Annotated in this window: 25 protein-coding genes; 15 read left to right on the top strand and 10 right to left on the bottom strand. The window is 69.1% G+C overall.

Annotation, left to right across the window (positions count from 1 at the left end; translation table 11 throughout):
* The first annotated feature begins 167 nt into the window (after nucleotides 1-167).
* A complete protein-coding gene (locus ACZ7SW_RS34650) occupies nucleotides 168-569 on the top strand; it encodes a hypothetical protein (protein ID WP_470234581.1) in 402 nt (133 codons plus the stop codon).
* 35 nt (nucleotides 570-604) lie between these two features.
* On the opposite strand, the gene ACZ7SW_RS34645 is transcribed toward ACZ7SW_RS34650, so the two are convergent.
* The 3 genes from ACZ7SW_RS34645 to ACZ7SW_RS34635 form a co-directional block, all read right to left on the bottom strand.
* A complete protein-coding gene (locus tag ACZ7SW_RS34645) occupies nucleotides 605-2,077 on the bottom strand; it encodes a DUF4153 domain-containing protein (RefSeq protein ID WP_470234580.1) in 1,473 nt (490 codons plus the stop codon).
* A 331-nt stretch (nucleotides 2,078-2,408) separates the two neighbouring features.
* Nucleotides 2,409-3,464 carry a HAMP domain-containing sensor histidine kinase gene (locus tag ACZ7SW_RS34640; RefSeq protein WP_470234579.1) on the bottom strand — a complete coding sequence of 352 codons (1,056 nt, stop codon included), beginning with the start codon at nucleotides 3,462-3,464 and terminating at the stop codon, nucleotides 2,409-2,411.
* The gene (locus ACZ7SW_RS34635; RefSeq protein WP_037714914.1) at nucleotides 3,461-4,132 is read right to left on the bottom strand and encodes a response regulator transcription factor; all 672 of its coding nucleotides are present in this window, start codon (nucleotides 4,130-4,132) and stop codon (nucleotides 3,461-3,463) included. Before ACZ7SW_RS34635 ends, ACZ7SW_RS34640 begins: the two co-directional genes overlap by 4 nt.
* 241 nt (nucleotides 4,133-4,373) lie before the next feature.
* Here ACZ7SW_RS34635 and ACZ7SW_RS34630 point away from each other — a divergent pair, with 241 nt between their 5' ends.
* The 5 genes from ACZ7SW_RS34630 (at nucleotide 4,374) to ACZ7SW_RS34610 (ending at nucleotide 10,426) form a co-directional block, all read left to right on the top strand.
* Nucleotides 4,374-5,879, top strand: coding sequence for an NCS1 family nucleobase:cation symporter-1 (locus ACZ7SW_RS34630; protein ID WP_470234578.1), 1,506 nt, complete (start codon nucleotides 4,374-4,376; stop codon nucleotides 5,877-5,879).
* Nucleotides 5,872-6,714 (top strand): nitrilase-related carbon-nitrogen hydrolase, encoded by an 843-nt coding sequence (locus tag ACZ7SW_RS34625; protein WP_470234577.1) that lies wholly within the window; start codon nucleotides 5,872-5,874, stop codon nucleotides 6,712-6,714. Before ACZ7SW_RS34630 ends, ACZ7SW_RS34625 begins: the two co-directional genes overlap by 8 nt.
* Nucleotides 6,714-8,096 (top strand): dihydropyrimidinase, encoded by a 1,383-nt coding sequence (hydA, locus tag ACZ7SW_RS34620; protein ID WP_470234576.1) that lies wholly within the window; start codon nucleotides 6,714-6,716, stop codon nucleotides 8,094-8,096. The genes ACZ7SW_RS34625 and hydA overlap by 1 nt, the downstream gene beginning before the upstream one ends.
* A 7-nt stretch (nucleotides 8,097-8,103) precedes the next feature.
* A complete protein-coding gene (locus tag ACZ7SW_RS34615) occupies nucleotides 8,104-9,102 on the top strand; it encodes a TIGR03842 family LLM class F420-dependent oxidoreductase (protein ID WP_470234575.1) in 999 nt (332 codons plus the stop codon).
* 160 nt (nucleotides 9,103-9,262) lie between these two features.
* Nucleotides 9,263-10,426 carry a type I restriction enzyme HsdR N-terminal domain-containing protein gene (locus ACZ7SW_RS34610; protein WP_470234574.1) on the top strand — a complete coding sequence of 388 codons (1,164 nt, stop codon included), beginning with the start codon at nucleotides 9,263-9,265 and terminating at the stop codon, nucleotides 10,424-10,426.
* Nucleotides 10,427-10,435: 9 nt separating this feature from the next.
* On the opposite strand, the gene ACZ7SW_RS34605 is transcribed toward ACZ7SW_RS34610, so the two are convergent.
* Genes ACZ7SW_RS34605 through ACZ7SW_RS34590 form a run of 4 tightly spaced genes read right to left on the bottom strand, consistent with a single transcriptional unit; the run spans nucleotide 10,436 to nucleotide 13,309 of the window.
* Complete coding sequence (locus tag ACZ7SW_RS34605; protein ID WP_470234573.1) at nucleotides 10,436-11,668, bottom strand: serine hydrolase domain-containing protein; 1,233 nt, start codon at nucleotides 11,666-11,668, stop codon at nucleotides 10,436-10,438.
* Between the two features lie 10 nt (nucleotides 11,669-11,678).
* Nucleotides 11,679-12,497 carry a siderophore-interacting protein gene (locus ACZ7SW_RS34600; protein WP_470234572.1) on the bottom strand — a complete coding sequence of 273 codons (819 nt, stop codon included), beginning with the start codon at nucleotides 12,495-12,497 and terminating at the stop codon, nucleotides 11,679-11,681.
* 57 nt (nucleotides 12,498-12,554) lie between these two features.
* Nucleotides 12,555-12,905, bottom strand: a complete 351-nt coding sequence (locus tag ACZ7SW_RS34595; RefSeq protein WP_470234571.1) for a hypothetical protein — start codon at nucleotides 12,903-12,905, stop codon at nucleotides 12,555-12,557.
* Nucleotides 12,902-13,309, bottom strand: coding sequence for an SgcJ/EcaC family oxidoreductase (locus tag ACZ7SW_RS34590; protein ID WP_470234570.1), 408 nt, complete (start codon nucleotides 13,307-13,309; stop codon nucleotides 12,902-12,904). Before ACZ7SW_RS34590 ends, ACZ7SW_RS34595 begins: the two co-directional genes overlap by 4 nt.
* A gap of 95 nt (nucleotides 13,310-13,404) precedes the next feature.
* Between ACZ7SW_RS34590 and ACZ7SW_RS34585 the strand changes: the two genes are divergently transcribed.
* Complete coding sequence (locus tag ACZ7SW_RS34585) at nucleotides 13,405-14,112, top strand: TetR/AcrR family transcriptional regulator (protein ID WP_470234569.1); 708 nt, start codon at nucleotides 13,405-13,407, stop codon at nucleotides 14,110-14,112.
* On the opposite strand, the gene ACZ7SW_RS34580 is transcribed toward ACZ7SW_RS34585, so the two are convergent.
* Nucleotides 14,102-15,022, bottom strand: a complete 921-nt coding sequence (locus ACZ7SW_RS34580; RefSeq protein ID WP_470234568.1) for an NADP-dependent oxidoreductase — start codon at nucleotides 15,020-15,022, stop codon at nucleotides 14,102-14,104. The genes ACZ7SW_RS34585 and ACZ7SW_RS34580 overlap by 11 nt on opposite strands.
* Before the next feature lie 70 nt (nucleotides 15,023-15,092).
* Entirely contained in the window at nucleotides 15,093-16,307 is a 1,215-nt protein-coding gene (gene hemW / locus ACZ7SW_RS34575) for a radical SAM family heme chaperone HemW (protein WP_470234567.1), read from the bottom strand.
* 95 nt (nucleotides 16,308-16,402) lie between these two features.
* On the opposite strand from hemW, the gene ACZ7SW_RS34570 reads away from it, so the two are divergent.
* The 6 genes from ACZ7SW_RS34570 (at nucleotide 16,403) to ACZ7SW_RS34545 (ending at nucleotide 22,230) form a co-directional block, all read left to right on the top strand.
* Nucleotides 16,403-16,804, top strand: coding sequence for a putative leader peptide (locus ACZ7SW_RS34570; RefSeq protein WP_470234566.1), 402 nt, complete (start codon nucleotides 16,403-16,405; stop codon nucleotides 16,802-16,804).
* A 106-nt stretch (nucleotides 16,805-16,910) separates the two neighbouring features.
* Nucleotides 16,911-18,611 carry a nitrite/sulfite reductase gene (locus tag ACZ7SW_RS34565; protein ID WP_470234565.1) on the top strand — a complete coding sequence of 567 codons (1,701 nt, stop codon included), beginning with the start codon at nucleotides 16,911-16,913 and terminating at the stop codon, nucleotides 18,609-18,611.
* A complete protein-coding gene (locus tag ACZ7SW_RS34560) occupies nucleotides 18,608-19,303 on the top strand; it encodes a phosphoadenylyl-sulfate reductase (RefSeq protein WP_470234564.1) in 696 nt (231 codons plus the stop codon). Before ACZ7SW_RS34565 ends, ACZ7SW_RS34560 begins: the two co-directional genes overlap by 4 nt.
* 10 nt (nucleotides 19,304-19,313) lie before the next feature.
* Nucleotides 19,314-20,234: a sulfate adenylyltransferase subunit CysD gene (gene cysD / locus ACZ7SW_RS34555; RefSeq protein ID WP_354736832.1), complete on the top strand. Its 921-nt coding sequence runs from the start codon at nucleotides 19,314-19,316 to the stop codon at nucleotides 20,232-20,234.
* On the top strand, nucleotides 20,234-21,496 hold the full coding sequence (locus tag ACZ7SW_RS34550; RefSeq protein WP_470234563.1) for a sulfate adenylyltransferase subunit 1: 1,263 nt from the start codon (nucleotides 20,234-20,236) through the stop codon (nucleotides 21,494-21,496). Before cysD ends, ACZ7SW_RS34550 begins: the two co-directional genes overlap by 1 nt.
* On the top strand, nucleotides 21,493-22,230 hold the full coding sequence (locus ACZ7SW_RS34545) for a sirohydrochlorin chelatase (protein ID WP_470234562.1): 738 nt from the start codon (nucleotides 21,493-21,495) through the stop codon (nucleotides 22,228-22,230). Before ACZ7SW_RS34550 ends, ACZ7SW_RS34545 begins: the two co-directional genes overlap by 4 nt.
* A gap of 3 nt (nucleotides 22,231-22,233) precedes the next feature.
* Here the strand turns inward: ACZ7SW_RS34545 and ACZ7SW_RS34540 are convergent, their stop codons facing one another.
* Nucleotides 22,234-23,100 carry an oxidoreductase gene (locus tag ACZ7SW_RS34540; protein WP_470234561.1) on the bottom strand — a complete coding sequence of 289 codons (867 nt, stop codon included), beginning with the start codon at nucleotides 23,098-23,100 and terminating at the stop codon, nucleotides 22,234-22,236.
* Between the two features lie 8 nt (nucleotides 23,101-23,108).
* Here ACZ7SW_RS34540 and ACZ7SW_RS34535 point away from each other — a divergent pair, with 8 nt between their 5' ends.
* The gene (locus ACZ7SW_RS34535) at nucleotides 23,109-23,696 is read left to right on the top strand and encodes a TetR/AcrR family transcriptional regulator (RefSeq protein WP_470234560.1); all 588 of its coding nucleotides are present in this window, start codon (nucleotides 23,109-23,111) and stop codon (nucleotides 23,694-23,696) included.
* Between the two features lie 180 nt (nucleotides 23,697-23,876).
* Nucleotides 23,877-24,506, top strand: a complete 630-nt coding sequence (locus tag ACZ7SW_RS34530) for a cyclase (RefSeq protein ID WP_470234559.1) — start codon at nucleotides 23,877-23,879, stop codon at nucleotides 24,504-24,506.
* The last annotated feature ends 137 nt before the right edge of the window (nucleotides 24,507-24,643 follow it).

Here is a 24,643-nt window from a genome sequence, read left to right as displayed (position 1 = left end):
GCGGTCTGGGGAGAATGGCAGCGGACGGAATACGTCTGGGGCGACCTGCTCGAGCAAGCGTATGCGCTCAGCCGGATCAGCGATCTCCTGTCGCTGGGCTTCCAGCCCGGTCTTCGGACGGAGCCGACCTGCCGTCCGCGCATCGCCCGCACCTGCCCGAGCACCTCGTGCGGATCACCGCGGAGGACTACGTCGGCTTCTTCTCCGCGCTGGGCATGCGACGGGTCGAAGTCGCGCAGTTCGATCCGTTCTTTCATGAGATCGCGGCCGTCGAACAGAGCGATGATCCGAACGCGCCGATCGAAATCGTCGCGGAGCGGTGGCCGTGCCCCATGCTCGGCGAGATGCTGTTCGGCCGGGCGAGCGTCGCCGTGCGGGCCGGGGAACGCCGGGCGACAGCCGGGATCGCGGACCGGTCGACGCTGGAGGATACGTTCCTTCGCCGCCATCGGCCGGCCAGCGACGAATCGCTCGGGCGGGGGCACCGGCGAAGCACCGGGACCTGGTGCGCCATCGCCGCTCCGAGCACCTCCCGGAGGACGAGAACCCCGTGGTCGACTGGCGGCTGACCGTGTCCCGGGACTGAAACCCGGCCGCGGCCCCGTCATGCGCACGGTGCCTGCGACCGGACGATCTCCCGGGCCCGGGAACGGCTCAAGTTCCAGGCAGGCCAAGCGTCGTCGGCGAGGGACCCGGCGAGCGGGCGCAGCAGGCAAGCCGCGTCGGGGCGGCGCTGCGCCACCACCGGAGCCACATCCGCGGAGAACCGGCTCAGATAGCGGACGTCCAGGGGTTTGCCGTGCGCCGCCCGGTCCAGGTTGGCGTCGGCGATCAGGGCTTCCGGGTTCGCCGCGGCCAGGCCCAGCAGCGCCAGCGCACCGGTCGCGATCGCCGCGCGGGGCAGCCAGGCCGCGCGGAGCGTGCCCAGCGTGGCAACGGTCAGGAGGAACACCACGCCCAGCCAGATCTCGCAGACCTCCACCACCAAGCGCAGCACGGTGAACCCGTAAGCCTGCTGGTACGTCCACATGCGACTCAACGCCGACAGCACCAGCACCAGGCTCAACACCGCCAAGGCACCGAGCAGTGCGCGCAACAGAGTCCGATCGGCGCGGCTGGCTTTCGGGGCCCAGCGCAGTGCCGCGGTGACGATGCCGAGCGTCAGGACGGTGCAGGCGCAGAGCTGCCAGAACCCGCTGCGGGCGTAGTCGGCCGAGGTGAGGCCGTCGGTGCGGAGGACGTAATCCGTGCCGCCGAAGAGGGCTACCGCCTGAACCAGGACGTAGGCGGTGAACAGGACCGCCAGCGTGGACAACGCCGCCGTCCACAGTAGACGGTCGCCCACGGTGGACGTCCGGTTCTCCCGTTCCGGCAAGGGATCCGCGGAGATCAGGAAGGCACCGGCGGCACCCCCGAAGGTCACGGCGAACACCAGCGCCCACTGGAAGACCGAATCAGGTCGCACAGCCGGGACGAGATCGCCGACGAAGTGCGCGAAGTTGTCGTCCGCGCTGATCAGCAGCGGGAGGAACACGACCATCACCAGCGCGGACACCAGCACGGCCGCGAAGACCCGCGTCTGGCTCCGCCCTTGACGCCGCGCGCGGCGAAGCACCCACGGCACCGCACGGAAGGCTTCGAGGGGAATCGCGAGAGCGTCGTAGGTGGTGCCGTGCACGGTTCGCCGGCCGACCACCGCGAGCGACGCCGCGACTCCCGCCGCCAGCACGCACAGCACGAACAACCAGTCCGCCGCCCGCACCGATCCGACCCCCAGCAACGCGATCGCCAGCGCTGCCCACCCCGCGCGACGCCACCGCAGACCCGGCCCCACCCGCACGACCAGCACCGCGACGCCAGCCAGCGCCGCCGACAACACCCATCCGATCCCCGGCCGATCGACCGGCACCAGCGCCGCGGCGACCACCGCGACCGCCACCGCCGCCAGCCTCGCCCCGCCCGGCACCGCCGCCTCGGCGCGCGCGAACAGCGGTCGCGGTCCTGGACGCCGCTGATCGATCAGCACAATCCCCGGCGGCACGGCATGCGCGGGCCGGACTTCGACGTGCTCGGACATGAAACCTCTCTTCGCATTAGCAAACATCGGACGGGATTTCAGTCCCGGGAAGGAGAAATGAGCGGGTTCAGGAGAGCTCAAGCACGGTGCCGGAGTGCTTCAGCTGAGGCGCTGCGGGAACGGAAGCACCTGGCCAGTCGAAGCGTCTCCGCGATCAGCCATCTCAGCGCTATACGATCCGCCCAATAGCGCCTGCGCCACTCGCCCCGGCCGCTGTCCTCCATCCCCACGGCAGCCGCCGCCGACGCAACCCCCAGCTCAAGCAGCCAGCGCCGCGCGGATCCCGCACGCCTCCGCGCCGACAGCAGCGGCACCCGACCCGAACGTCAGCTCAAGCGGGCAGCGTCACCCGGATCCGGCACCCCGGCCCGCCACCGCCCCCGGCGGCCGCCCGGTCCGGTTCCGCGTCGACCACCGCGACCGTCCCGCCGTGCAGTTCCACCACCCAGCGCACGATCGCCAGCCCGAGCCCGGTCCCGCCGCCCCCGGCGCGCTCTCCCCGGGTGAACCGCTCGAACACCCGGTCCCGGTCGGGTTCCGCGATCCCCGGACCCTGGTCGTGCACCTCGATCCGCGCCTCCCCTGCCTCGACCCGGGCCAGCACCGCCACCTCTCCCCCGGCCGGGCCGTGCCGGGCGGCGTTCTCCAGCAGGTTCACCACGACCTGGTACAGCCGCTCCCGGTCGGCGGGCACCGTCGCGCCCGGCGGCGTCACCGAGACGGTGAACCGGACTCCCCGGCCCGCCGCCGCGGCCATCGCCTCCGCTTCGGCGGCGACCTCGGCCAGCAGGTCCGCCAGGTCGACCGGCGATCGGTCCAGCGGCAGGGTCCCGGCGTCGATCTGCGACAGGTCCAGCAGTTCGGCGACCAGCCTGCCCAGGCGTTCGGTCTGGTGCAGCGCGGTGCGCAACGTCGCGGGATCCGGCGAGGCGACGCCGTCCACCAGGTTCTCCAGGACGGCGTTCAGCGCGGTGATCGGCGTCCGAAGTTCGTGCGAGACGTTCGCGATCAGTTCCCGGCGCTGCTGGTCCGCGGTGGACAGATCGGCGGCCATCCGGTTGAACGCCTCCGCGAGCGAGCCGACCTCGTCGCGCGCGGTGGCGCGGATCCGGCGGGTGTAGTCGCCCTTCGCCATTTCGCCCGCGGCGGCGGTCATTTCGCGCAGCGGACGGGTCATCCCGTGCGCCAGGATCTGCGAGGTCACCAGCGCGATGACCATCGCCATCACTGTCGTCTGCGGCGGCAGCCAGCCGATCTGGTACCGGAAGAACCCGAACGCGATCGCGCCGGAGGCCACCATCAGGATCGCCAGCTTCAGTTTCACCGACCGGATCGGGTCGAGCGGCCGCGGCAGCAGATCGACGGCCTTCGCCACCAGCGCTCTCACGCGGGAACCTCCAGCGCGTAGCCGACCCCGTGCACCGTCCGGATCAAGTCGGCCCCCAGTTTCCGCCGCAGCGCCTTGATGTGGCTGTCCACCGCCCGGGTACCGGCTCCGGTCGCCTGCACGTCCCAGTCCCACACCTCGCTCAGCAGCCGTTCGCGCGGCTGCACCGCGCGCGGCCGGCGCGCGAAATGCACCAGGAGATCGAATTCGATCGGCGTCAGCTGGGCGGGTTCGCCCCCTCGCCGAACCCGGCGTTCGGCGATGTCGATCTCCAGGTCCCCCAGCACGATCCGTTCCTCCGCCGCGGCCGACGAGCGCTCCACCCGCCGCAGCAGCGCCTGGATCCGCGCGGACAGCACCCGCATCGAGAACGGCTTCGTGAGGTAGTCGTCCGCTCCGACGCCGAGACCTACCAGCAGATCGGTCTCGTCGGCGCGGGCGGTGAGCATCAGCACCGGCACCGGCCGTCGCGCCTGGATCCGGCGGCACACCTCGAGGCCGTCGAAGCCGGGCAGCATCACGTCGAGAACCACCAGGTCCGGGCTGGTCGCCGCCTCCGCCTCGACCGCCGCGGGACCGTCGTGCGCGACCGTCACGGAGAACCCCTCCGCGCTCAGCCGGGCGTCGATCGACGCGGCGATGGTGAGGTCGTCCTCGACGACCAGCACCCGTCTTCCCCCGTTGTCCATGCCGCCGACTTTAAGCAATCGCCGTGGAGGCCATCCGGGTGAGCTGTGGAGATCCGGTGGAGATGTTTCCGCCGGTTTGCGCGCGCGTCACGAGCGCGTTGTGACGCAGGTCATGCACCCCGTCCCGGTTCGGCGCAATCGACAGACTGCGCCAAGGGCGTCCGAACAGTGAACAGTCTGTCTCTGCCCCCGGCCCCCGCCCGGCGCGCAGGATTCCGCAATGGAGCCGACGACACGTGAGCACAGCCGGGTGGACCTCGGCGACGTGCGGGCGCTGCGAGGCAGCCGGTTCTTCAACGACGAACTGGCCCCGGTCCCGGTCGAGAAACGGACCTGGACGACCTACAACTATTTCGCGCTGTGGATGGGCATGGCGCACAACATCCCTTCGTACGCACTGGCCGCGTCGCTCATCGCGCTCGGCATGAACTGGCTGCAAGCGCTGATCACGATCACCGTCGGCAACCTGGTCGTGCTCGCGCCGATGCTGCTCAACAGTCACGCCGGAACCAAATACGGCATCCCGTTCCCGGTGTTCGCCCGCGCCTTCTACGGCCTGCGCGGAGCGAATCTCGCCGCGCTGCTGCGCGCGTTCATCGCGTGCGGCTGGTTCGGCATCCAGACCTGGGTGGGCGGCGAGGCGATCTACGTGATCGTCGGGCGCCTGGCCGGATCCGGCTGGCGCGACGCGGCGGTGATCGCCGGGCAGCACTGGACGATGTGGCTGTCGTTCGCGGTGTTCTGGCTGGTGCAGATGCTGATCATCTGGCGCGGCATGGAAGCGGTCCGCAAGTTCGAGAACTGGACCGCGCCGCTGGTGTCGGTCGGGTTCCTGATCCTGCTCGGCTACGTGCTGGTGAAGGCGGGCGGGTTCGGCCCGATCCTGCGCGACAGCGGGAAACTCGGCTGGGGGCCGGGGTTCTGGAAGGTGTTCGCGCCGTCGCTGATGGCGATGATCGCGTTCTGGTCGACGCTGTCGCTGAACATGCCCGACTTCACCCGCTTCGGCGGCAGCCAGCGCAAGCAGATGCGCGGGCAGATCCTCGGGCTGCCGACGACGATGACGTTCATCGCGGTCGTCGCCATCCTCACCACGTCCGGCGGGCACGTGCTCTACGGGCAGGACATCTGGGACCCGGCACAGCTCGCGGACAAGTTCTCCAGCCCGGTCGTGGTGGTCGTCGCGCTGATCGCGCTGGTGCTGGCGACGATCTCGGCCAACCTGGCGGCGAACGTCGTCAGCCCGTCCTACGATTTCTCCAACGCTTTCCCGAAGCGGATCACCTTCGCCCTCGGCGGGCTGATCACCGGCGTGATCGGCATCCTGATCCAGCCGTGGCGGCTCTACTCCGACCCGGACATCTACATTTTCGCCTGGCTCGGCTTCTACGGCGGGCTGCTCGGCGCGGTCGCCGGGGTGCTCGTCGCCGGGTACTGGGCGGTGAAACGAACGCGGCTGAAGCTGGCCGACCTGTACCTGCCGAGCGGGCAGTACTGGTTCACCGCGGGCTGGCACTGGCGCGCGCTCGTCGCGACGCTGCTCGGCGCGGTGCTCGCGGTCGGCGGCGCCTACGGCGGGCCGTTCCCGGCGGACGGGCTGATCCCCTTCCTGAAACCTTTGTACGACTACAACTGGGCAGTGGGTTTTGTCGGCGCTTTCGTCGCCTACATCCTGTTCAGCCTTCCCTTGAACGCGCACCGGAACGAGGAGGAAACCAGTGTCTGACACGGTCCGAGCCGGCTTGGTCCAGCAGCGGTGGACGGGTGACAAGGAGTCGATGATCGCGAACGCGGTCGACGCTATCGGCAAGGCGGCTTCGCAGGGCGCGCAGGTGGTGTGCCTGCAGGAACTGTTCTACGGCCCGTATTTCTGCCAGGTGCAGGACGCGGATTTCTACTCCTACACCGAGGCGATCCCGGACGGCCCCACCACGAAGCTCATGCAGGAGGTCGCCGAGCGGCACGGCGTGGTGCTCGTGGTGCCGATGTACGAACAGGAACAGCCGGGCGTCTACTACAACACCGCGGCGGTGATCGACGCCGACGGGAAATACCTCGGAATGCACCGCAAGAACCACATTCCGCAGGTGAAGGGATTCTGGGAGAAGTTCTACTTCAAGCCGGGCAACCTCGGCTATCCGGTCTTCGACACCGCGGTCGGCCGGATCGGCGTGTACATCTGCTATGAACGGCACTTCCCCGAAGGCTGGCGCGCACTCGGGCTGGCCGGGGCGCAGATCGTGTTCAACCCGTCGGCGACGAGCCGCGGGCTGTCGGAGTACCTGTGGCGGCTGGAGCAGCCAGCGGCCGCGGTGGCGAACGAGTACTACGTGGGCACGATCAACCGGGTCGGCGTGGAACCGCTGGGCGACAACGACTTCTACGGCCAATCGTACTTTGTGGACCCGCGCGGCCAGCTCGTCGGCGAGGCGGCGTCGGACACCGAGGAGGAGATCGTGGTCCGCGATCTCGACCTGGGCAGGCTCGCCGAGGTCCGCGATCTGTGGCAGTTCTACCGCGACCGCCGCCCGGACAGCTACGGACCCCTTGCGGAGGCCTGATGAGTGTCCTGATCTCCGGCGGGCAAGTAGTGTCGCCGTCCGGCGCGTTCACCGCCGATGTTCTGGTGGACGGCGAAACCATCGCGGCGGTCGGCGCTCCCGGCACGCTGACTGGTGAGGAAACTCTTGACGCGACCGGCAAGTACGTCCTGCCCGGCGGAATCGACGCGCATACGCACATGGAGATGCCGTTCGGCGGCACGCACTCAGTCGATTCCTTCGAGACCGGCACCATCGCCGCCGCGTGGGGCGGGACGACGACGATCATCGACTTCGCCGTACAGGCCAAGGGAACTTCGTTGTTGTCCACACTGGACAAATGGCATTCCAAAGCGGACGGCAACTGCGCGATCGACTACGGGTTCCACATGATCGTGTCGGACGTCAACGACTCCACGCTGAAGGAAATGCGGGCGTGCGTCGACGGCGGCGTCGGCAGCTTCAAGATGTTCATGGCCTACCCCGGCGTTTTCTACTCCACCGACGGGGAAATCCTGCGCGCGATGCAGCAGGCGCGCGAGATCGGCGCGACGATCATGATGCACGCGGAAAACGGCATCGCGATCGACGAGCTGGCCGCGCAGGCGGTTGCCGCCGGGCACACCGACCCGGTGCAGCACGGCCTGACCCGGCCGCCCGAACTGGAAGGCGAGGCGACCTCCCGGGCGATCCGGCTCGCCCAGGTGACCGGATCGCCGCTGTACATCGTGCATTTGTCGGCCGCACAAGCGCTCGCCGCGGTCGCCGAAGCGCGGGACAACGGACAGAACGTCTTCGCCGAGACCTGCCCGCAGTATCTGTACTTGTCCATTGAGGACCTGGCGAAACCCGATTTCGAGGGCGCCAAGTTCGTGGCATCTCCGCCGCTGCGGGAGAAATCGCACCAGGCCGACCTGTGGCGCGGGCTGCGCACGAACGACCTGTCCGTGGTCTCGACCGACCATTGCCCGTTCTGTTTCAAGGACCAGAAGGAGCTGGGGCGCAGCGACTTCCGGGCGATCCCGAACGGGATACCGGGCGTCGAGCACCGGATGGACCTGCTGCACCAAGGCGTCGTCGCGGGCGAGATCTCGCTGGGCCGCTGGGTCGAGACGTGCTCGGCGACGCCCGCGCGGATGTTCGGGCTGTACCCGCGCAAGGGCGTGATCGCGGCGGGCTCGGACGCGGACATCGTGGTGTACGACCCTTCAGCGTCGCAGACCCTGTCCGCTACGACTCACCACATGAACGTGGATTACTCAGCGTACGAAGGATTTTCGCTCACCGGGAAGGTCCACACTGTACTGTCGCGCGGCCGGGTCGTGGTGTCGCCGGACGGATTCCACGGCAGCCCCGGGCACGGCAAGTTCTTGTCTCGCGAACTCAATCAGTATCTGAATTGAGGACCTGATGGATTTCGGGATCGTGCTGCAAACCGACCCGCCCGCGGCGGAGGTCGTGCGGATGATGAAGGCCGCCGAGGACGCCGGGTTCCGGTACGGCTGGACGTTCGACTCGTGCGTGCTGTGGCAGGAACCGTTCGTGATCTACGCGCGGATCCTCGAAGCGACGTCGGCGCTGGTCGTGGGGCCGATGGTGACCAGCCCCGGCACGCGGGACTGGTCGGTGATGGCGTCGACCTTCGCGACGCTCAACGACATGTTCGGCAACCGCACGGTGTGCGGCATCGGCCGCGGCGACTCCGCGCACCGGGTCGTCGGCCGCCCGCCGTCCACTTTGGCCACCGTGCGGGAATGCATGCGGGTGGTCAAGGATCTCGCCGAGGGCCGCGAGGTCACGATGAACGACACCGCGGTCCGCATCCCGTGGATCCGCGGCGGTCGGCTGGAAATGTGGATGGCCGGATACGGCCCGAAGGCGCTGCGAACCGTCGGCGAACACGCGGATGGCTTCATCCTGCAATGCGCCGACCCGGCGATCGCCCGCTGGACGATCGGCGCGGTCCGGGACGCCGCCCGCGCCGCCGGCCGCGACCCCGGCGGAATCACGATCTGCGTCGCGGCCCCGGCGTATGTCGGCGAAGACCTGGCACACCAACGGGAACAACTGCGCTGGTTCGGCGGAATGGTGGGCAACCACGTCGCGGACCTGGTCGCCCGATACGGCTCGTCCGGCCCGGTGCCGCACGAGCTGACGGACTACATCCGTGAGCGCGAAGGCTACGACTACTCCCACCACGGCCGCGCCGGCAACCCGTCGACCGCGTTCGTCCCAGACGAAATCGTCGACCGGTTCTGCCTGCTCGGCCCGGCCTCGGCGCACATCGCGCGACTGGAGGAATTGGCGGAGCTGGGGGTGGACCAGTTCGCGCTGTACCTGATGCATGACGAGAGGGAGGAGACGATGGCGGCGTACGGGGCGCAGGTGATTCCGAAGCTGACCGCGTGATCTCCTCCTGTCCGCCTCCGGACCCGGGCGGACAGGAGGGAATTTCTTTCTCGATACGACTCCAGCCTGCCTCTTCGAAACAGAGTTCGATTTCATAACTTCGGTAACAGCACCGAAAATTCCTCCGATCTCAGGCTCACAAAACCTTGAGCCGAGGGAGATGGAAATCGCGGAGCGCGCTCAGGCGCTGGCACTGAAGATCCGCAAGCACAAAGACACCATCGAAACCGAGGAAGCGACCAAGAACGCCTTCGTGATGCCGTTCATCAGCACGGTCCTCGGTTACGACGTGTTCAACCCGGCCGAAGTGATTCCGGAGTTCACCGCGGACGTCGGGATCAAAAAAGGCGAGAAGATCGACTATGCGATCTCCCACGAGAATCAGATCCAGGTTCTCGTCGAAGCGAAAAAGATCAACGAGCCGCTCCGGATCGAGCATGCCTCCCAGCTCTTCCGGTACTTCTCCGCCACCAACGCGAGGATCGCGATCCTGACGAACGGCGAGGTCTACGAGTTCTACACCGACCTGGACGCACCCAACCGGATGGACGCGAAGCCGTTCCTGGTCCTCGACTTCTCCGATATCGACGAGACTCTGCTGCCGGAACTCGCCAAGCTGACCAAAGAGTCTTTCGACCTCGAGTCGGTGATCAGCACGGCCGGCGAGCTCAAGTACATCGGCCAGCTCAAGCGCATCCTGGCGGCTCAGTTCAAACAGCCCGAGGACGAATGGGTCTGTTTTCTCACGACGCGGGTGTACGAGGGCTCGTTCACCCAACGAGTCCGCGACCAGTTCCTGCCACTGGTCGAGAAGGCTGCCCGCCAGTTCCTGAACGAGCAGGTCAACGACCGGCTCAAGAACGCGCTCGGCGGGCCGGATGCCTATGTCAGCATCACCGGGGGCAGCGCCGACCCGGAACAGGCTGCCCCGGCCGAACCTTCCGTCGCGATTGAAGAGACCAACGACCGGGAGCTTGTCACCACCGAGGAAGAGCTTGAGGGGTATCGGGTGGTCCGGGCGATAGTTTGCAGCGAGGTTTCTCCGGCTCGGATCGCCGCCAGGGACAACAAGAGCTACTTCAGTGTCTTGCTGGACGACAACAACCGGAAGCCGATCGCACGGCTATGGTTCAACCGGACGAGAAGATACCTGGGGATTTTCGACGACGGAAAGAACGAAACGCGGGTAGCGATCAACCACGTCGAGGACATCCACCGGCACGCCGACCACCTTCGCCGGACCGTCGCCCGTTATCTCGAAACCGGATCCTCGAACGGCAACGGGCAGTCGCCGGTCGAGGCCATCACCGTGATTGCGCAGTGAGGCGGACGCTCAGTCCACCATCGCCTGATACACCAACTGCCGCAGCTGCTGCCGGATCGGATGGGTCGACGACGGCAGCAGCTGCGTGTAGAACGCCACCGTCAAATCCTCGTCCGGATCCACCCAGAACGCCGTCGAAGCCGCCCCGCCCCACGCGTATTCCCCCGGCGTAGCAAGGGTTTTCGCCTTCACCGAGTCGATCAGCACCGAAAATCCCAGCCCGAACCCGTAGCCGTCGAAAGGCATCTCCGCGAACAACGGACGGCCGTACGCCTCCAAGTCCACGTGCCCCGGCAGATGGTTCGCCGTCATCAGGTCCACCGTCCGCGGGCTCAGCACCCGCACCCCGTCAAGCTCCCCGCGGCGCAGCAACATCTGTGTGAACCGGTGATAGTCAGCCGCCGTCGATACCAGGCCGCCGCCGCCCGAAAGGCAAGCCGGGCGCGACAATCCTGCCGCACCGAAGGTGTCGTTGCGTACCAACCGCTTCGTCTTAGGCGCGGGCAGGTACAAGGCCGCCAAGCGGTCCGTGTCCGAAGTCCAGAAGCCGGTGTCGGTCATGCCCAGCGGGCCGAAGATCCGCTCGGCGAACACCTCGTCGAGCGGCTTCCCCGCCAGCACCTCGACCAAGCGGCCGAGGACGTCGCTGGCCACCGAGTAGTTCCACTCCGCGCCCGGCTGGAACACGAGCGGGAACCGCGCCCACGCCTTGGTGCACTCCGCCAGATCCAGGCCCGGCGGGGTCCCCCACTCGTATCCGGCTGCCCGGTAGACCGCGTCGACCGGGTGCGTGTGGTGGAAGCCGTAGGTGAGACCCGCGGTGTGCGAAAGCAGGTGCCACAACCGGATCGGTTCCGTCGCCGGCTCGGTGACCGGGGCCAGCGCCGAACCCTTCGCGTACACCCGCGGCTCGGCGAATTCCGGCAGCCACCGCGAGATCGGGTCGGTGAGGTCGATCAGGCCGTCCTCGACGAACGTCATCGCCGCCACCGAGGTGACCGGCTTCGTCATCGAGAAGATCCGCCAGATCGTGTCGGTCTCGACCGGGGCGCCGGCCTCGACGTCCCGGGCGCCGTGCGACGCGACGTGCACGATCCGGCCGTGCCTGCTCACCACCGCCAGGAACCCGGGCAGCAAGCCGTCCTCGACGTACCGGGCGAAATGCCGGTCGATCCGCCGCAGCCGTGCCCCGTCGAAACCCGCGTCGGCCGGATCGGCCTCCACCTTCACCTCGGTCGCCATGGCGGCGACCTTACGCCGAACTGGCCGCTTTCCGCTCCGCTGCCTTTTCCTCGCGCCAGGCCTCGTCGTTCTTGCCCGCGCGCCAGTATCCGGACAGCGACACCGCGTCCCGCGCGACGCCCCGCTCGTCGAACAGGTACCGCCGCAGCTCCCGGACGAAGCCGGCCTCGCCGTGGACGAACGCGTGCACGTCCTCGCCCGGCCACGGCAGCGCCTTCACCGCCGCGACCAAATCGTCGGACGCCGAGCGGTGCAGCCACGTGACCTGCGCGTCGGCCTTCGTCACGAGCGGCTGGTGCTCCGAGGAGTCCGCCACGAGCAGGAACACGTGCGCCAGCGCCCCCGGCGGCAGCGCTTCAAGCGCGGCGGCGATGGCGGGCAACGCTGATTCGTCGCCCACCAGCAGGTGCCAGCCGGCGTCGGTGCGCGGCGCGTACGCCCCGCCCGGACCGGCCAGCAACAGCTCGTCACCGGGTTGCGCGCGCTGCGCCCACGGCCCGGCGAGCCCTTCGTCGCCGTGCACCACGAAGTCGAGCACCAATTCGCCCGCGGACTCGTCGTACGAGCGGACCGTATACGTACGCAACCGCGGCGCGTGCTCGCGCGGCAGTTCCTCGCGGATCCGGTTCAGGTCGAACGGCTCCGGGTACTCCACCCCGTCCACCTTGAAGATCACCTTCACGTACGCGTCGGTGAACTCGTTCGGGCGGAAATCGCGAAGCCCCTCGCCGCCGGCCACGATCCGGATCATGTGCGGGGTGAGGTGCTCCTTGCGCAGCACCTCCAGCCGCACCGCGGTCCTCCCCTTGCGCGCCGGACCTTCGGCCATCGAACACCCCTGTTTCAGTAAGGTTTACCTAAGTCGCGTCTCCCACGGTACGCGCCTTCACCCGTTCCGCCCAGTACCGCCGTCCCCGAGTTCGGCGAGCATTGCCCGGAAACCCTCCCCGACGCGGGCCCGGAACCCGACGAAGAACCGGTTCGCGAGCAGTACTCCCCACCACTGCCCGGCGGCGGCGTTCCGGACCCGATGGGTGACGCGGGATCCGGCCGGATCGCCGGCGACCTCGTACTCCCCGCGGTACCACCAACCGCCCTGTGCGGCGAGGAAAAGGCGCTCGCGGTCCACTTCCAGTTTCATCGGGTAGCCCGAAGCGGTCAACCGCCTTTCCAGCCGCGCGAGCACTTCCGCCGGCGCGGCCGGAACGACGCCGGAGACCTCGACGATCGTTCTCATGCTTCCCATGGCTTCGAGACCCGCGTGTTCTGGAAAGCGGTGATCCGCCAGCCCTCGTCGCCCCGCACCAGCACGTAGGTCAGCGAGCTCTCCCGCCCCTCGGCGGCCGGGTCGTCGCCCCCGGTCAGCGACGAGCCGCCGCCGGTCACGACGACCGCGACGTCGTCCCGCAGGAACCGCACCCGCGGCTCGCCGAAGCCGGTGAGCTTCGAGCCCTGAAGCACTCCCTCGAACAGTTCCCGATGCGAGTCCACGATCGCCTGGCGGCCGACGGACCGGAGCCCGAAGAAGGTCACGTAGTCGGCGTCTTCGGTGAACAGATTTCCGTAGGCCTCCGCGTCGCCGCTGTTCCAGGCATCGGCGAGACGAGCGAGGACACCCAGGACTTCTTCGCGCTGCGACATGCTTTTCTCCTTAACGAACGTCGTTCGCGTATGAGGTCCAGTTGTACTCACGAACACCGTTCGCGTCAAGCGCGGGGGTCGTCTAGGCTTCCGGGATGACCGCACCGCCCCCGCCCTGGCGCCGGACGCCGAGCCCGCGCCGGCGCGCCGCGAAGCAGATGCTGTCGCAGGAACTGATCGTGAAAACCGCGCTCGAAATCCTCGCCGCCGAGGGCATCGACGCCGTCTCGATGCGGCGGGTCGCGCAGCAGTTGGAGACCGGGCCCGCGTCGCTTTACGCGTACGTGGCCAACAAAGAGGAACTCGACGAGCTGATGCTCGACGCGGCGCTGAGCGAAGTGCCCTGTCCCGAACCGGATCCGCGGCGGTGGACCGAACAGGTCAAAGAGCAAGTGCGGCACCAGATCCGGGCGATGATGGCGTATCCGGGCATCGCGAAAGTCGCGTGGCAGACGCCGATCCCGGTGACGCCGAATTCGTTGCGGCAGGGCGAAGTCATGTTGCAACTGCTGCGCGCGGGAGGCCTGGATCTCCAGCAGGCGGTGTACGCCGGGGACGCGCTGAGCACGTACACCAAGGCCTTCGCCTACGAAGCGAGCGGCTGGACGTTCGGCGATTACGACCCGGGGAAAATGAGCGAGCGCGAGCGGCAGATGGCCGACTACATGCAGTCGCTGCCCGCGAGCGCGTTCCCGAACCTGTTGCGGGCCGGGGAGTTCTTCACCGCGGACACCAGCCAGGCCCGGCTCGAATTCGCCCTGGAGGCGTTCGTGGCCGGGCTGGCGGCGATGGTCAGAAAGTGAGCACGATCTTGCCGCGCGTGTGGCCCTGTTCCAGCTCGCGGTAGGCGGCCTGGACCTCGGCCAGCGGGTACTCCGCGGCGATCTCGACGTCGAGCAATCCCTTGTCCGCCAACGCGACGAGGTCGCGCATCACCTCGACGCTCGCCCCGGCGATGTTGCCCTCGATCTTCACGCCGTACTTCTCGGCGGCGTCGAAGTCGACCACCGTGTCGATCCGGCCGGGATAAACGCCCAGCCGCAGGGCAAGTTCGACATAGCCGTCGCCGTAAGTGTCGATGAACGCGTCCACCCGGTCGCCAGTCAGCTCCCGGAGCCGCTCTTCGAGCCCCTCGCCGTACGCGATCGGGACGACGTCGTGCTCGCGCAGCCACTCGTGATTCGCTTCGCTGGCAATGCCGATCACGGTCGCGCCGGTGAGCTTCGCCAGCTGCACGGCCAGCGAACCGACCCCGCCGGCAGCCCCGGACACGACGACCGTCTCGCCCTCGCGCGGGCTGACCGCCCGCACCGCGGCGTACGCCGTCGTTCCGGCCACGAACAACCCGCCCGCAACCTCCCACGACAGCCCGCTCGGCTTCGGGACGAGATGCTCCGCCGGGACGAGCACGTACTCGGCGTGACTGGAGCGGGTGTGCACGAAGCCGACGACCTCGTCCCCCACCTGGATTTCTTCGACGTCCGCGCCCAGCTCGGCCACCACTCCGGCCAGGTCGCTGCCCTGCCCGGACGGGAAGGTGGACGGCCAGCGCTCGGCTAACGCGCCGGTGCGGATCTTCGCTTCCCCCGGATTGATGCCCGCGGCGCGGACCCGCACGAGCACCTGCCCGGATTCCGGCGCCGGCCGAGGCACTTCGGCCAGCTGCAGCACTTCGATCCCGCCGTGTTCGCCGTATCTGACCGCCCGCGGCATACGCGTCTCCCTCGCTCGTATGCTTAGCCCAACAAACGATCGAACGGTTTTATGCCCGGCGGGCGAAAATTCAGCCGGCGAGCCTTCGGACCACGGCATCGGCGAGCAGCCGGCCGCGATCGGTGAGCACCGCGCGCCCACTGTCCAAATCGGACACTTCGAGCAATCCCTCCGCGGCCGCCGACCGCGCTTCCCTGACCCCGGACTCGTCGAGCGCCGACAACGCCAGCCCGTCGGAGATCCGCAGCTCCAGCATGATCCGCTCCAGGTGCCGGTCCTCGTCGGTGAGCACCTCGCGGTCCGCCTCCGGGCTCTTGCCCTCCGCGAGCAGGCTGGAGTACTTGGCCGGATGTTTGACGTTCCACCACCGCACGCCGCCGACGTGGCTGTGCGCGCCCGGTCCGGCGCCCCACCAGTCGCCGCCCTGCCAGTAGCCGAGGTTGTGGCGGCACCGCGCGGCCTCGCCGGTCGCCCAGTTCGACACCTCGTACCAGGTCAAGCCCACCCCGGCGAGGACGGAGTCGATCAGCTCGTAGTAGCTGGCCAGCGTGTCGTCGTCCGGCGCGGGCAGTTCGCCGCGCCGCACCCGGCGGGCCAGCGCGGTGCCGTCCTCCACGATCAGCGCGTACGCCGACACGTGGTCGACGCCCGCCGAGAGAACAGCGTCGAGCGACGCGCGCAGGTCTTCGACCCGTTCCCCCGGCGTGCCGTAAATAAGGTCGAGGTTGACGTGCTCGAACCCGGCGGCCCGGGCTTCGCGCGCGGCGTCGACCGGACGGCCGGGAGTGTGCACGCGGTCGAGCACCTTCAGCACGTGCCGGGCCGCGGACTGCATGCCCAGCGACACCCGGGTGTAACCGGCGGCACGGATGCCCGCGAAGAACTCGGGCGAAGTGGACTCCGGGTTCGATTCGGTCGTCACCTCCGCGCCCGGCGCGAGCCCGAACACGGACCGGACGCCGTCGAGCACCTCGGCCAATCCGTCCGCGCCCAGCATGGACGGCGTCCCGCCGCCGACGAACACCGTCTCCGCCTGGGGCGCGTTGCCGAGAACCTCCGCGCCCAGCTCCAGCTCGCGGCGCAGCGCGTCCAGCCACGACCGCGGCGAGGCGGCGGAGCCGAGTTCGCCCGCGGTGTAGGTGTTGAAGTCGCAGTAACCGCAGCGGGTCGCGCAGAACGGCACGTGGACGTACACGCCGAACGGACGGGTGCCGAGCCCCGCGAGAGCGGTCTCGGGCAGTCCGGCGGGAGGGCGGTGAGTGTCGGGAACAGGCACGACATCCATTCTCCCCCGCCGCGCCCGAGCTCCCGCGCGCCCCTGCGCCCCACGCCCGGAACCCCAGGGGCGATGCTGGTCTGGCAGGAGCCGGTTTGTCGTCTGTGAGGGGCACCCTGACGGAATCTGGTTCCCTCGGGGTTCCCCTCACAGACCGCGAACCGGCGTTCCGGGCCATCGGCGACGGCCTCAAGTCGCGGGCGTTGCGGAAAGTTCGGCCGCCGAACGATGCGCCACCCGTCGCGCACCCGGTTGACAAGCGCCCGAAACCGTCTCACGATCCGTCCGAAAGCCGGGAAAGACCTGGCAGATCGCCCGGCCAATGCACATCCGATGCGGATTCGCACCGCTGGAGTGAGCCTTCTCCCACGATCCGGACGCCCTTGGACGACGTTCGGCCCGCGTGGCAATCTGAGCCGGTGAGTCCTGCCGGTGTCCTTCTCGTGGCGCGCCGCCACGTCGACCTTGTCCGGGTCGCGAGCGCGCTCTGCCGGCCTGTTCGCTGACTCCCGCCGAAGCCTGCCCAGCCCACCACCTGGACCACCGGCCCGCTCCCGCCCCGCACCGACGCCGCGGCGGAGCCGCCTCGATCACCCCGCCCGGAGGATCTCCATGTCCGCACCCCCGCGTGAAACGCCCGCGAAGGGCCGCACGCCTCGGACTCGCCAGAAGCGCGGCGAGGGCCAGTGGGCGCTCGGCTACCGGGAGCCGCTGAACCCGAACGAGCGCTCGAAGAAGGACGACAGCCCGCTCAACGTCCGGGCGCGGATCGAGAACATCTACGCGCACCGGGGTTTCGACTCGATCGACCCGGGCGACCTGCGCGGCCGGTTCCGCTGGTTCGGCCTCTACACCCAGCGCAAGCCGGGCATCGACGGCGGCCGCACCGCGCTGCTGGAGCCCGAGGAGCTGGACGACCGCTACTTCATGATGCGCGTCCGCATCGACGGCGGCGCGCTCACCACCGAGCAGCTGCGGGTGGTCGGCGAGATCTCGCGGGAGCACGCGCGCGACACCGCCGACATCAGCGACCGGCAGAACATCCAGTACCACTGGATCGAGATCGAGGACGTGCCCTCGATCTGGTCCCGGCTTGAGAACGTGGGCCTGACCACCACCGAGGCCTGCGGCGACTGCCCGCGCGTCGTGCTCGGCTCCCCGGTCGCCGGCATCGCCGAGAACGAGGTGCTCGACGCCACCCCGGCGATCGACGAGATCCTCGAGCGCTACATCGGCGACCCGCGGTTCGCGAACCTGCCGCGCAAGTTCAAGACCGCGATCTCCGGGCTGCCGGACATCGTGCACGAGATCAACGACATCGCCTTCGTCGGCGTCGACCACCCGGAGCACGGACCCGGCTTCGACCTGTGGGTCGGCGGCGGGCTCTCCACGAACCCGATGCTCGCGCAGCGGCTCGGCGCGTGGGTCCCGCTGGACGAGGTGCCGCAGGTGTGGGAGGGCGTCGTCTCGATCTTCCGCGACTACGGCTACCGGCGGCTGCGTTCGCGGGCCCGGCTGAAGTTCCTGGTCAAGGACTGGGGCGCCGAGAAGTTCCGCGAGGTTCTCGAAACCGAGTACCTGAAGCGGAAGCTGATCGACGGCCCGCCGCCGGAGAACCCCGCGACCCCGATCGACCACGTCGGCGTGCACCCGCAGAAGGACGGCAACTACTACGTCGGCGCCGCGCCGGTCGCCGGCCGGGTGTCCGGCAGCACGCTGATCGCTGTCGCCGAAGCGGCCGAGCGGGCCGGATCGCAGCGGGTGCGGCTGACCCCGCATCAGAAGCTGGTCGTGCTCGACGTGCCCGAGGACAAGGTCCCCGCGCTGCAGACGGACCTGGCCGAACTGGGCCTGCAGACCAAGCCGTCGCCGTGGCGGCGCAGCGTGATGGCGTGCACCGGGCTGGAGTTCTGCAAGCTCGCGATCGTCGAGACGAAGGTGCGCGCGCAGCAACTGGTCGCGGATCTGGAGAAGTCGCTCGCCGACATCAACGCCCAGCTGGAAACGCCGGTCACGGTGCACCTCAACGGCTGCCCCAACTCCTGCGCCCGCGTGCAGACCGCGGACATCGGGCTCAAGGGCCAGATCGTCACCGACGCCGACGGCAACCAGGTCGAGGGCTTCCAGGTGCACCTCGGCGGCGGGCTCGGGCTCGACGCCGGGTTCGGCCGGAAGCTGCGCGGCCACAAGGTCACCGCCGGCGAACTGGTCGAGTACGTGGAACGCGTGGTGCGCGCGTACGTCGCGGGCCGCGAACCGGGCGAACGGTTCCCGCAGTGGGCGCTGCGGGCCGACGAAGGGGTGCTGCAGTGACCGCGGTGACGGACCACCGGGCGCTGGCCGAACGCGCCGGGAAGGAGCTGGCCGAGGCGACCGCCGAGGAGGCGCTGCGCTGGACGGCCGAGACCTTCGGCGACGACTTCATCGTGGCGTCGAACATGCAGGACGCCGTGCTGATCGACCTCGCCACGAAGGTCAAGCCCGCGGTGGACGTGCTGTTCCTGGAGACCGGCTACCACTTCGCCGAAACCCTCGGGGTGCGCGACGCGGTGCGGACGGTGTACCCGGACGTCCGGATCGTCAACGCGCAGGCCGAGCAGAGCGTCGCCGAGCAGGACGCGGAGTACGGGCCGAAGCTGCACGAACGCGACCCCGGCCAGTGCTGCTTCCTGCGCAAGGTGGTGCCGCTGCGGCAGACGCTCGGCAAGTACTCGGCGTGGGTCACCGGCGTGCGCCGGGTGGACGCGCCGACCCGCGCGAACACGCCGATCGTCACCTGGGACGACCGCAACGGCCTGGTGAAGATCAACCCGATCGCCGCGTGGACGGACGACGAGTTCAACGGCTACCTGCACGGGAACGGGATCCTGGAGAACCCGCTGGTGTCGATCGGCTACCTCTCGATCGGCTGCGCGCCCTGCACGGCGAAGGTCGAGGCGGGCCAGGATCCGCGCAGCGGCCGGTGGGCTGGCCAGTCCAAGACCGAGTGCGGTTTGCATGGCTGAGGAAGGACACATGACGACTTTGGAACCGGCGGCCGACGCCGCGGTAGACAATCTCGCCGCCCTCGAATCCGAGGCCATCCACATCTTCCGCGAGGTCGCGGGCGAGTTCGACCGGCCGGTGATCCTGTTCTCCGGCGGCAAGGACTCGACGCTGATGCTGCACCTGGCGATCAAGGCCTTCTGGCCCGCGCCGGTGCCGTTCCCGCTGCTGCACGTGGACACCGGGCACAACTTCGACGAGGTGCTCGAATTCCGCGACCGCGTGGTCGAAAAGCACGGTCTGCGCCTGGTCGTCGCGAAGGTCCAGGACTGGATCGACGACGGGCGGCTCGAGGAGCGCGCCGACGGCCTGCGCAACCCGCTGCAGACCACCCCGCTGCTGGAGACCATCGCGGAGAACAAGTTCGACGCGGTCTTCGGCGGCGGTCGGCGCGACGAGGAGCGGGCGCGCGCGAAGGAGCGGATCTTCAGCCTGCGCAACGCTTTCGGCCAGTGGGAGCCGCGCCGGCAGCGCCCGGAACTGTGGAACCTCTACAACGGACGGCACCGTCCGGGCGAGCAGGTCCGCGTGTTCCCGCTTTCCAACTGGACCGAGGCCGACGTGTGGAACTACATCGCGCGGGAAAAGGTCGAACTGCCTTCGATTTACTACGCCCACCAGCGCGCGGTCTACCAGCGCGACGGCATGTGGCTCAGCGAAGGCCCGTGGGGCGGGCCGCGTCCCGGCGAGGACGTGCGCGAGCTGAGCGTGCGCTACCGGACCGTCGGCGACGGTTCGTGCACCGGCGCGATCGAATCCACTGCGTCCACTGTGGACGAAGTGATCGCCGAGGTCCAGGCTTCGCGGCTCACCGAACGGGGCGCCACCCGCGCCGACGACCGGATGTCCGAGGCGGCCATGGAAGACCGCAAACGGGAGGGCTACTTCTGATGTCGAGCCTGCTGAGGCTGGCCACCGCGGGCAGCGTGGACGACGGGAAGTCCACGCTGGTCGGACGGCTGCTGTACGACACCAAGTCCGTCCTCGCCGACCAGCTCGACGCGGTCACCCGCGCGTCTGTCGACAAAGGACTGTCCACCCCGGACCTGTCGCTGCTCGTCGACGGCCTGCGCTCGGAACGCGAGCAGGGCATCACGATCGACGTCGCGTACCGGTATTTCGCCACTCCGAAGCGGTCGTTCGTGCTCGCCGACACCCCGGGGCACGTGCAGTACACCCGCAATACGGTCACCGGCGCGTCCACCGCGCAGCTCGCGGTGCTGCTGGTCGACGCGCGCAACGGCGTGGTCGAGCAGACCCGTCGGCACGCGGCGGTGCTCGCGCTGCTCGGCGTGCCGCAGCTGGTGCTGGCGGTGAACAAGATCGACCTCGTCGACTACGACGAGAACACCTTCGGCGTCATCGCCAAGGAGTTCACCGCGCACGCGGAATCCCTCGGCTACGACGCGGCGTCCGTCGTCGCCATCCCGGTTTCCGCACTGGTCGGCGACAATGTGGCGACCCGGTCGGAGAAAACCCCGTGGTACGACGGCCCGTCACTGCTGGAGCACCTCGAAAACGTGCCGGTAGCGCCGGATCCGCACGATTCCGCACTGCGGTTCCCGGTGCAGTACGTGATCCGCCCGCGCACCGCTGAGTACCCGGATTACCGCGGCTACGCCGGTCAGATCGCCGCGGGCACGGTGCGTCCGGGCGACGAGATTGTCGTTCAGCCGCAAGGGATCCGCAGCCGAGTCGAGCGAATCGACACCGCCGACGGTCCGCTCGACGAGGCTGGCGCCGGAACCTCGGTGACCCTGCTGCTCGCCGACGACATCGACATCAGCCGCGGCGACCTCATCGCCTCCGCCGACGCGCCGCCGGAGGTCACTGACGAGATCACCGGCACGCTGTGCTGGCTGTCCTCGAAGCCGCTCAAGACCGGCGCGCGGGTGCTGATCAAGCACGGCGCCCGGACCGTGCAGGGTCTCACCGCCGAGTTGCACGCCCGGTTCGACGAGCAGACCCTGTCCAGTGTGGACTCCCCGGAAAGCCTGGAGCTGAACGACATCGGCAGCGTCAGCCTGCGGCTGGCCGAACCGCTGCCGGTGGACGACTACGGCGTCAGCCCGCGCACCGGCGCGTTCCTGGTGATCGACCCGAAGGACGGCGACACCCTCGCCGCCGGTCTCGTCGGAGAGCGGTTCTCGTGACGCCGCCCCTGGTCGCCGTCGCGCACGGCAGTCGTGACCCGCGCTCCGCCGCGACGGTGCGGGCGCTGGTCGACGTCGTCCGTGCGCAGGCGCCGGGGCTGGACGTGCACGAGTCGTTCCTCGATCTGTCGGAGCCGCGGGTCACCGACGTGCTGCGCGGGCTTTACGCGCGGGGGCACCGTTCCGCGGTCGTCGTGCCGTTGTTGCTGGGCAGCGCTTTTCACGCCCGGGTCGACCTGCCCGCGCTGGTCGACGAGGTGACCGCGGAGTGCCCCGGGTTCCGGATCCAGGTGTCGGACGTGCTCGGCGCCGACCCGGCGCTCGAAGCCGTCGCCCTCGAACGGCTCGCCGGAGCCCGCCGCCGCAGCGGAACCGGCGTGCTGCTGAGCGCGGTCGGCTCGTCCAATCCCGACGCCAACGCGGTGGTCGCCGGTTTGGCCGCACGCTGGGAAAAGCAGCTCGGCCTGCCGGTGAGCGAAGCGTTCGCCAGCGCCGCTCAGCCGGACATTCCGGCTGCCGCCGCCCGCTTGCGCGCCCGCGGCGCACGGCATCTCGTGGTGGCGTCGTGGTTCCTGGCCCCCGGTCTGCTGCCGGACCGGATCGCCTCGCTGGCCCGCGAGGCCGACCCGAGCGCGTTCATCGCCGAACCGCTCGCGGACGACCCGCGCGTGGCGGACGTCGTGATCGGCCGGTACGCCGCCGCGATCTCCGGCCTGCTGCGATCCGCCGCTTGACCTTCAGACCGGACAGCCCACCCCGGTCGCCCGCAACGATGCCTCCCACAACCGGCTTTGCAGGCTGTCGTCGTGCGAGCGGGCACTGGACTTGACCGGCTCCGGATAGCCGCGGATCTCGAAAAGCCCGCCCGGGCCGTAGTATTCGCCGTTGCTCGCGCCGGGATCGGTCGCCGCACGCAGCGTTGGCAACGCGCCCATCGCAGGCGTCCGCCCGAACAGCCGCGCGATCGCCAGGTTCGTACGCCGGAACGCGGACGACGAGTGCCGGAAGATCTCCGTGGTCGCCCCGCCGGGATGCGCGGCCAGCGAGACGGTCTCGGTGCCGCGCAAGCGTTTCGCTAGTTCGTAGGCGAACAGCAGATTGGCCAGTTTCGACGCCGGATACCCGCTGGCGGCCCGCAGGTTCGCGGGGTCGATCCGGCCGAACCGGTGCGCGATGCTGCTGACCGTCACGACCCTGGATCCCGGCACCTCCAGCAGCCGGTCGAGAAGCAGCGCCGTCCACGCGAAGTGCCCGAGGTGGTTCACCCCGAACTGCGTCTCGAAACCGTCCGCGGTCCGACCTGGCGCGTTGGTCACGCCCGCGTTGTTGATCAGCAGGTCGATCCGGTCGTGCCGGGCGCGCAGTTCGTCGGCCGCTTCCCGCACCGAATCCAGGGACGCCAGATCCAGCCGGACCACCTCCGCGCGGGGACCGATCCGGAGCGCCGCGTCGTGTGCTTTTCGTCGATCCCGGCAGGCCAGCACGACCCGGGCCCCGCGCTCAGCCAGCGCGCGGGCCGTTTCGAAGCCGATCCCGGTGTTCGCGCCGGTGACCACCGCGACGCGACCGTGCTGATCGCTCTCTAACCTGAACCACTCGTTCATGTTGTATAGTGAACCACCAGTTCACCTTCACCGGCAAGGAGCGACCAGTGCGAGCGGACGCGGCACGAAACCGGGCGGCGATCCTCGCGGCCGCGCGAACCCTCCTGATCGCTCGCGGACCCGAGGCCGGAATGGACGAGATCGCCGCCGAGGCCGGGGTCGCCGTCGGCACTCTCTACCGGCATTTCCCGACCAAACAGGACCTGGTGCGCGAGATCGCCGAGGACCTCGGGACTGCGATCGCCGAAGTACCAGACACCGCCGCGGCCCGTGTCGCCGCTGGTCAAACCACCGCAGCGGACGAACTTCTCGACCTGATCCGCCGAGTCGTCGTCGACCTCGGCGAAGCACGACTCCTCCGCGCCGCGCTCTCGAACCTCTCGCCCGAACCGCTGCGAGCGATGCGCGAGCACGCCATCAAGGCGATCGAATCCCTCCTCGACTCCGCGCACCGAGACCGTGCCCTGCGGCCGGGGATCTCCGCCGACGACGTCGGGCTGCTTCTCGCCACCTCGCCGGGCGCCGACGTTCCGGAGCCCGCCCGGCAGCGCTGGGTCGAACTGGCCTGGCTCGCCCTGTCGGACCACCGTCGGTAGGCCCGAACGGCCGATTCAGACCACTCCTACCGCCACAAGGTGAGCAGTATTCACATTTTCCGTCACAGTGCGCTCCTGTGAACGGTCAATCCTTGACGCGCTACTTAACTTGCCGGTAACTCTCTAATCGCTGCGCAGCTTTCTCTCTCCCCCGTGAAACCCGCAGGTAGGAGCACACAGATGAAAGCACCTCACTTTTACCGGCTGGCCGCGCTGACGGCGGTCGCCGCCCTTCCGCTCGCCCTCGCCGCCCCGGCGTCCGCCGCGACCGCGATCAACTTCGACTGCCAGGCCGACGCACCGGTGGTCGGTCCGCAGCAGGTGTCGCTGACCCAGAACGCCGACGTCACCGCGCCCGCGACGGTCGCCCCCGGCGGCGCGTTCGACGTCGTCATCGACCCCGCGCCCAACACCGTCCCGAGCGACGTGGGCGGCAACAAGGTCAAGAACATCAACACCTTCGCGCTCAAGTTCCCGATCCCGGCGAACTCGACCTACGTCAGCGCCGACCTCGCGGGCGGCTCCGGCCTCGGCGACACCCCGCCGACGATCAGCGTCGCCGACGGCGTCGCGACCCTGAGCTTCCCCGGCCCGATCGCCGGCGGCTCGACCTTCGAACTGCCGACCGTCACCGCGCACCTCAAGGCAGGCGACTCCGGCAAGATCGAGACCAAACTGTCCGGCACCAGCTACAGCGACCCCGGCCTGACCTTCAAGGCCGTGGCCAGCAGCATCATCGGCGACGTGACCGCGCCGACGGCGTGTTTCCCGAACCCGAGCCCGGTCTTCACCACCACGACCATCGGCTGATCCGGACCGGGGGCGACCCCCTGGCGCTGGGTGGGGGAGCCGGGTTAGTGGAAAAGGAACCCACCAAGGAAAACAAGACGAAAAAAAAACAAAACGGGCACAAAGGGAAGAACGGACCCCCGCCGCCCCGTCTAGCT

Source organism: Amycolatopsis sp. NPDC114484, assembly GCF_055633755.1.
This window is presented reverse-complemented; position numbering and strand designations above follow the sequence as displayed.

What these genes read in the sequence shown, in the direction of transcription:
- ACZ7SW_RS34595 (WP_470234571.1), bottom strand. Translation starts at nt 12,905, where the DNA reads ATGAGAACGATCGTCGAGGTCTCCGGCGTCGTTCCGGCCGCGCCGGCG.
- ACZ7SW_RS34565 (WP_470234565.1), top strand. Translation starts at nt 16,911, where the DNA reads ATGTCCGCACCCCCGCGTGAAACGCCCGCGAAGGGCCGCACGCCTCGG.
- ACZ7SW_RS34540 (WP_470234561.1), bottom strand. Translation starts at nt 23,100, where the DNA reads ATGAACGAGTGGTTCAGGTTAGAGAGCGATCAGCACGGTCGCGTCGCG.
- ACZ7SW_RS34630 (WP_470234578.1), top strand. Translation starts at nt 4,374, where the DNA reads ATGGAGCCGACGACACGTGAGCACAGCCGGGTGGACCTCGGCGACGTG.
- cysD (WP_354736832.1), top strand. Translation starts at nt 19,314, where the DNA reads ATGACGACTTTGGAACCGGCGGCCGACGCCGCGGTAGACAATCTCGCC.
- ACZ7SW_RS34580 (WP_470234568.1), bottom strand. Translation starts at nt 15,022, where the DNA reads ATGCCGCGGGCGGTCAGATACGGCGAACACGGCGGGATCGAAGTGCTG.
- ACZ7SW_RS34550 (WP_470234563.1), top strand. Translation starts at nt 20,234, where the DNA reads ATGTCGAGCCTGCTGAGGCTGGCCACCGCGGGCAGCGTGGACGACGGG.
- ACZ7SW_RS34605 (WP_470234573.1), bottom strand. Translation starts at nt 11,668, where the DNA reads ATGGCGACCGAGGTGAAGGTGGAGGCCGATCCGGCCGACGCGGGTTTC.
- ACZ7SW_RS34610 (WP_470234574.1), top strand. Translation starts at nt 9,263, where the DNA reads ATGGAAATCGCGGAGCGCGCTCAGGCGCTGGCACTGAAGATCCGCAAG.
- ACZ7SW_RS34645 (WP_470234580.1), bottom strand. Translation starts at nt 2,077, where the DNA reads ATGTCCGAGCACGTCGAAGTCCGGCCCGCGCATGCCGTGCCGCCGGGG.
- ACZ7SW_RS34600 (WP_470234572.1), bottom strand. Translation starts at nt 12,497, where the DNA reads ATGGCCGAAGGTCCGGCGCGCAAGGGGAGGACCGCGGTGCGGCTGGAG.
- ACZ7SW_RS34590 (WP_470234570.1), bottom strand. Translation starts at nt 13,309, where the DNA reads ATGTCGCAGCGCGAAGAAGTCCTGGGTGTCCTCGCTCGTCTCGCCGAT.
- hydA (WP_470234576.1), top strand. Translation starts at nt 6,714, where the DNA reads ATGAGTGTCCTGATCTCCGGCGGGCAAGTAGTGTCGCCGTCCGGCGCG.
- ACZ7SW_RS34530 (WP_470234559.1), top strand. Translation starts at nt 23,877, where the DNA reads ATGAAAGCACCTCACTTTTACCGGCTGGCCGCGCTGACGGCGGTCGCC.
- ACZ7SW_RS34585 (WP_470234569.1), top strand. Translation starts at nt 13,405, where the DNA reads ATGACCGCACCGCCCCCGCCCTGGCGCCGGACGCCGAGCCCGCGCCGG.
- hemW (WP_470234567.1), bottom strand. Translation starts at nt 16,307, where the DNA reads ATGGATGTCGTGCCTGTTCCCGACACTCACCGCCCTCCCGCCGGACTG.
- ACZ7SW_RS34615 (WP_470234575.1), top strand. Translation starts at nt 8,104, where the DNA reads ATGGATTTCGGGATCGTGCTGCAAACCGACCCGCCCGCGGCGGAGGTC.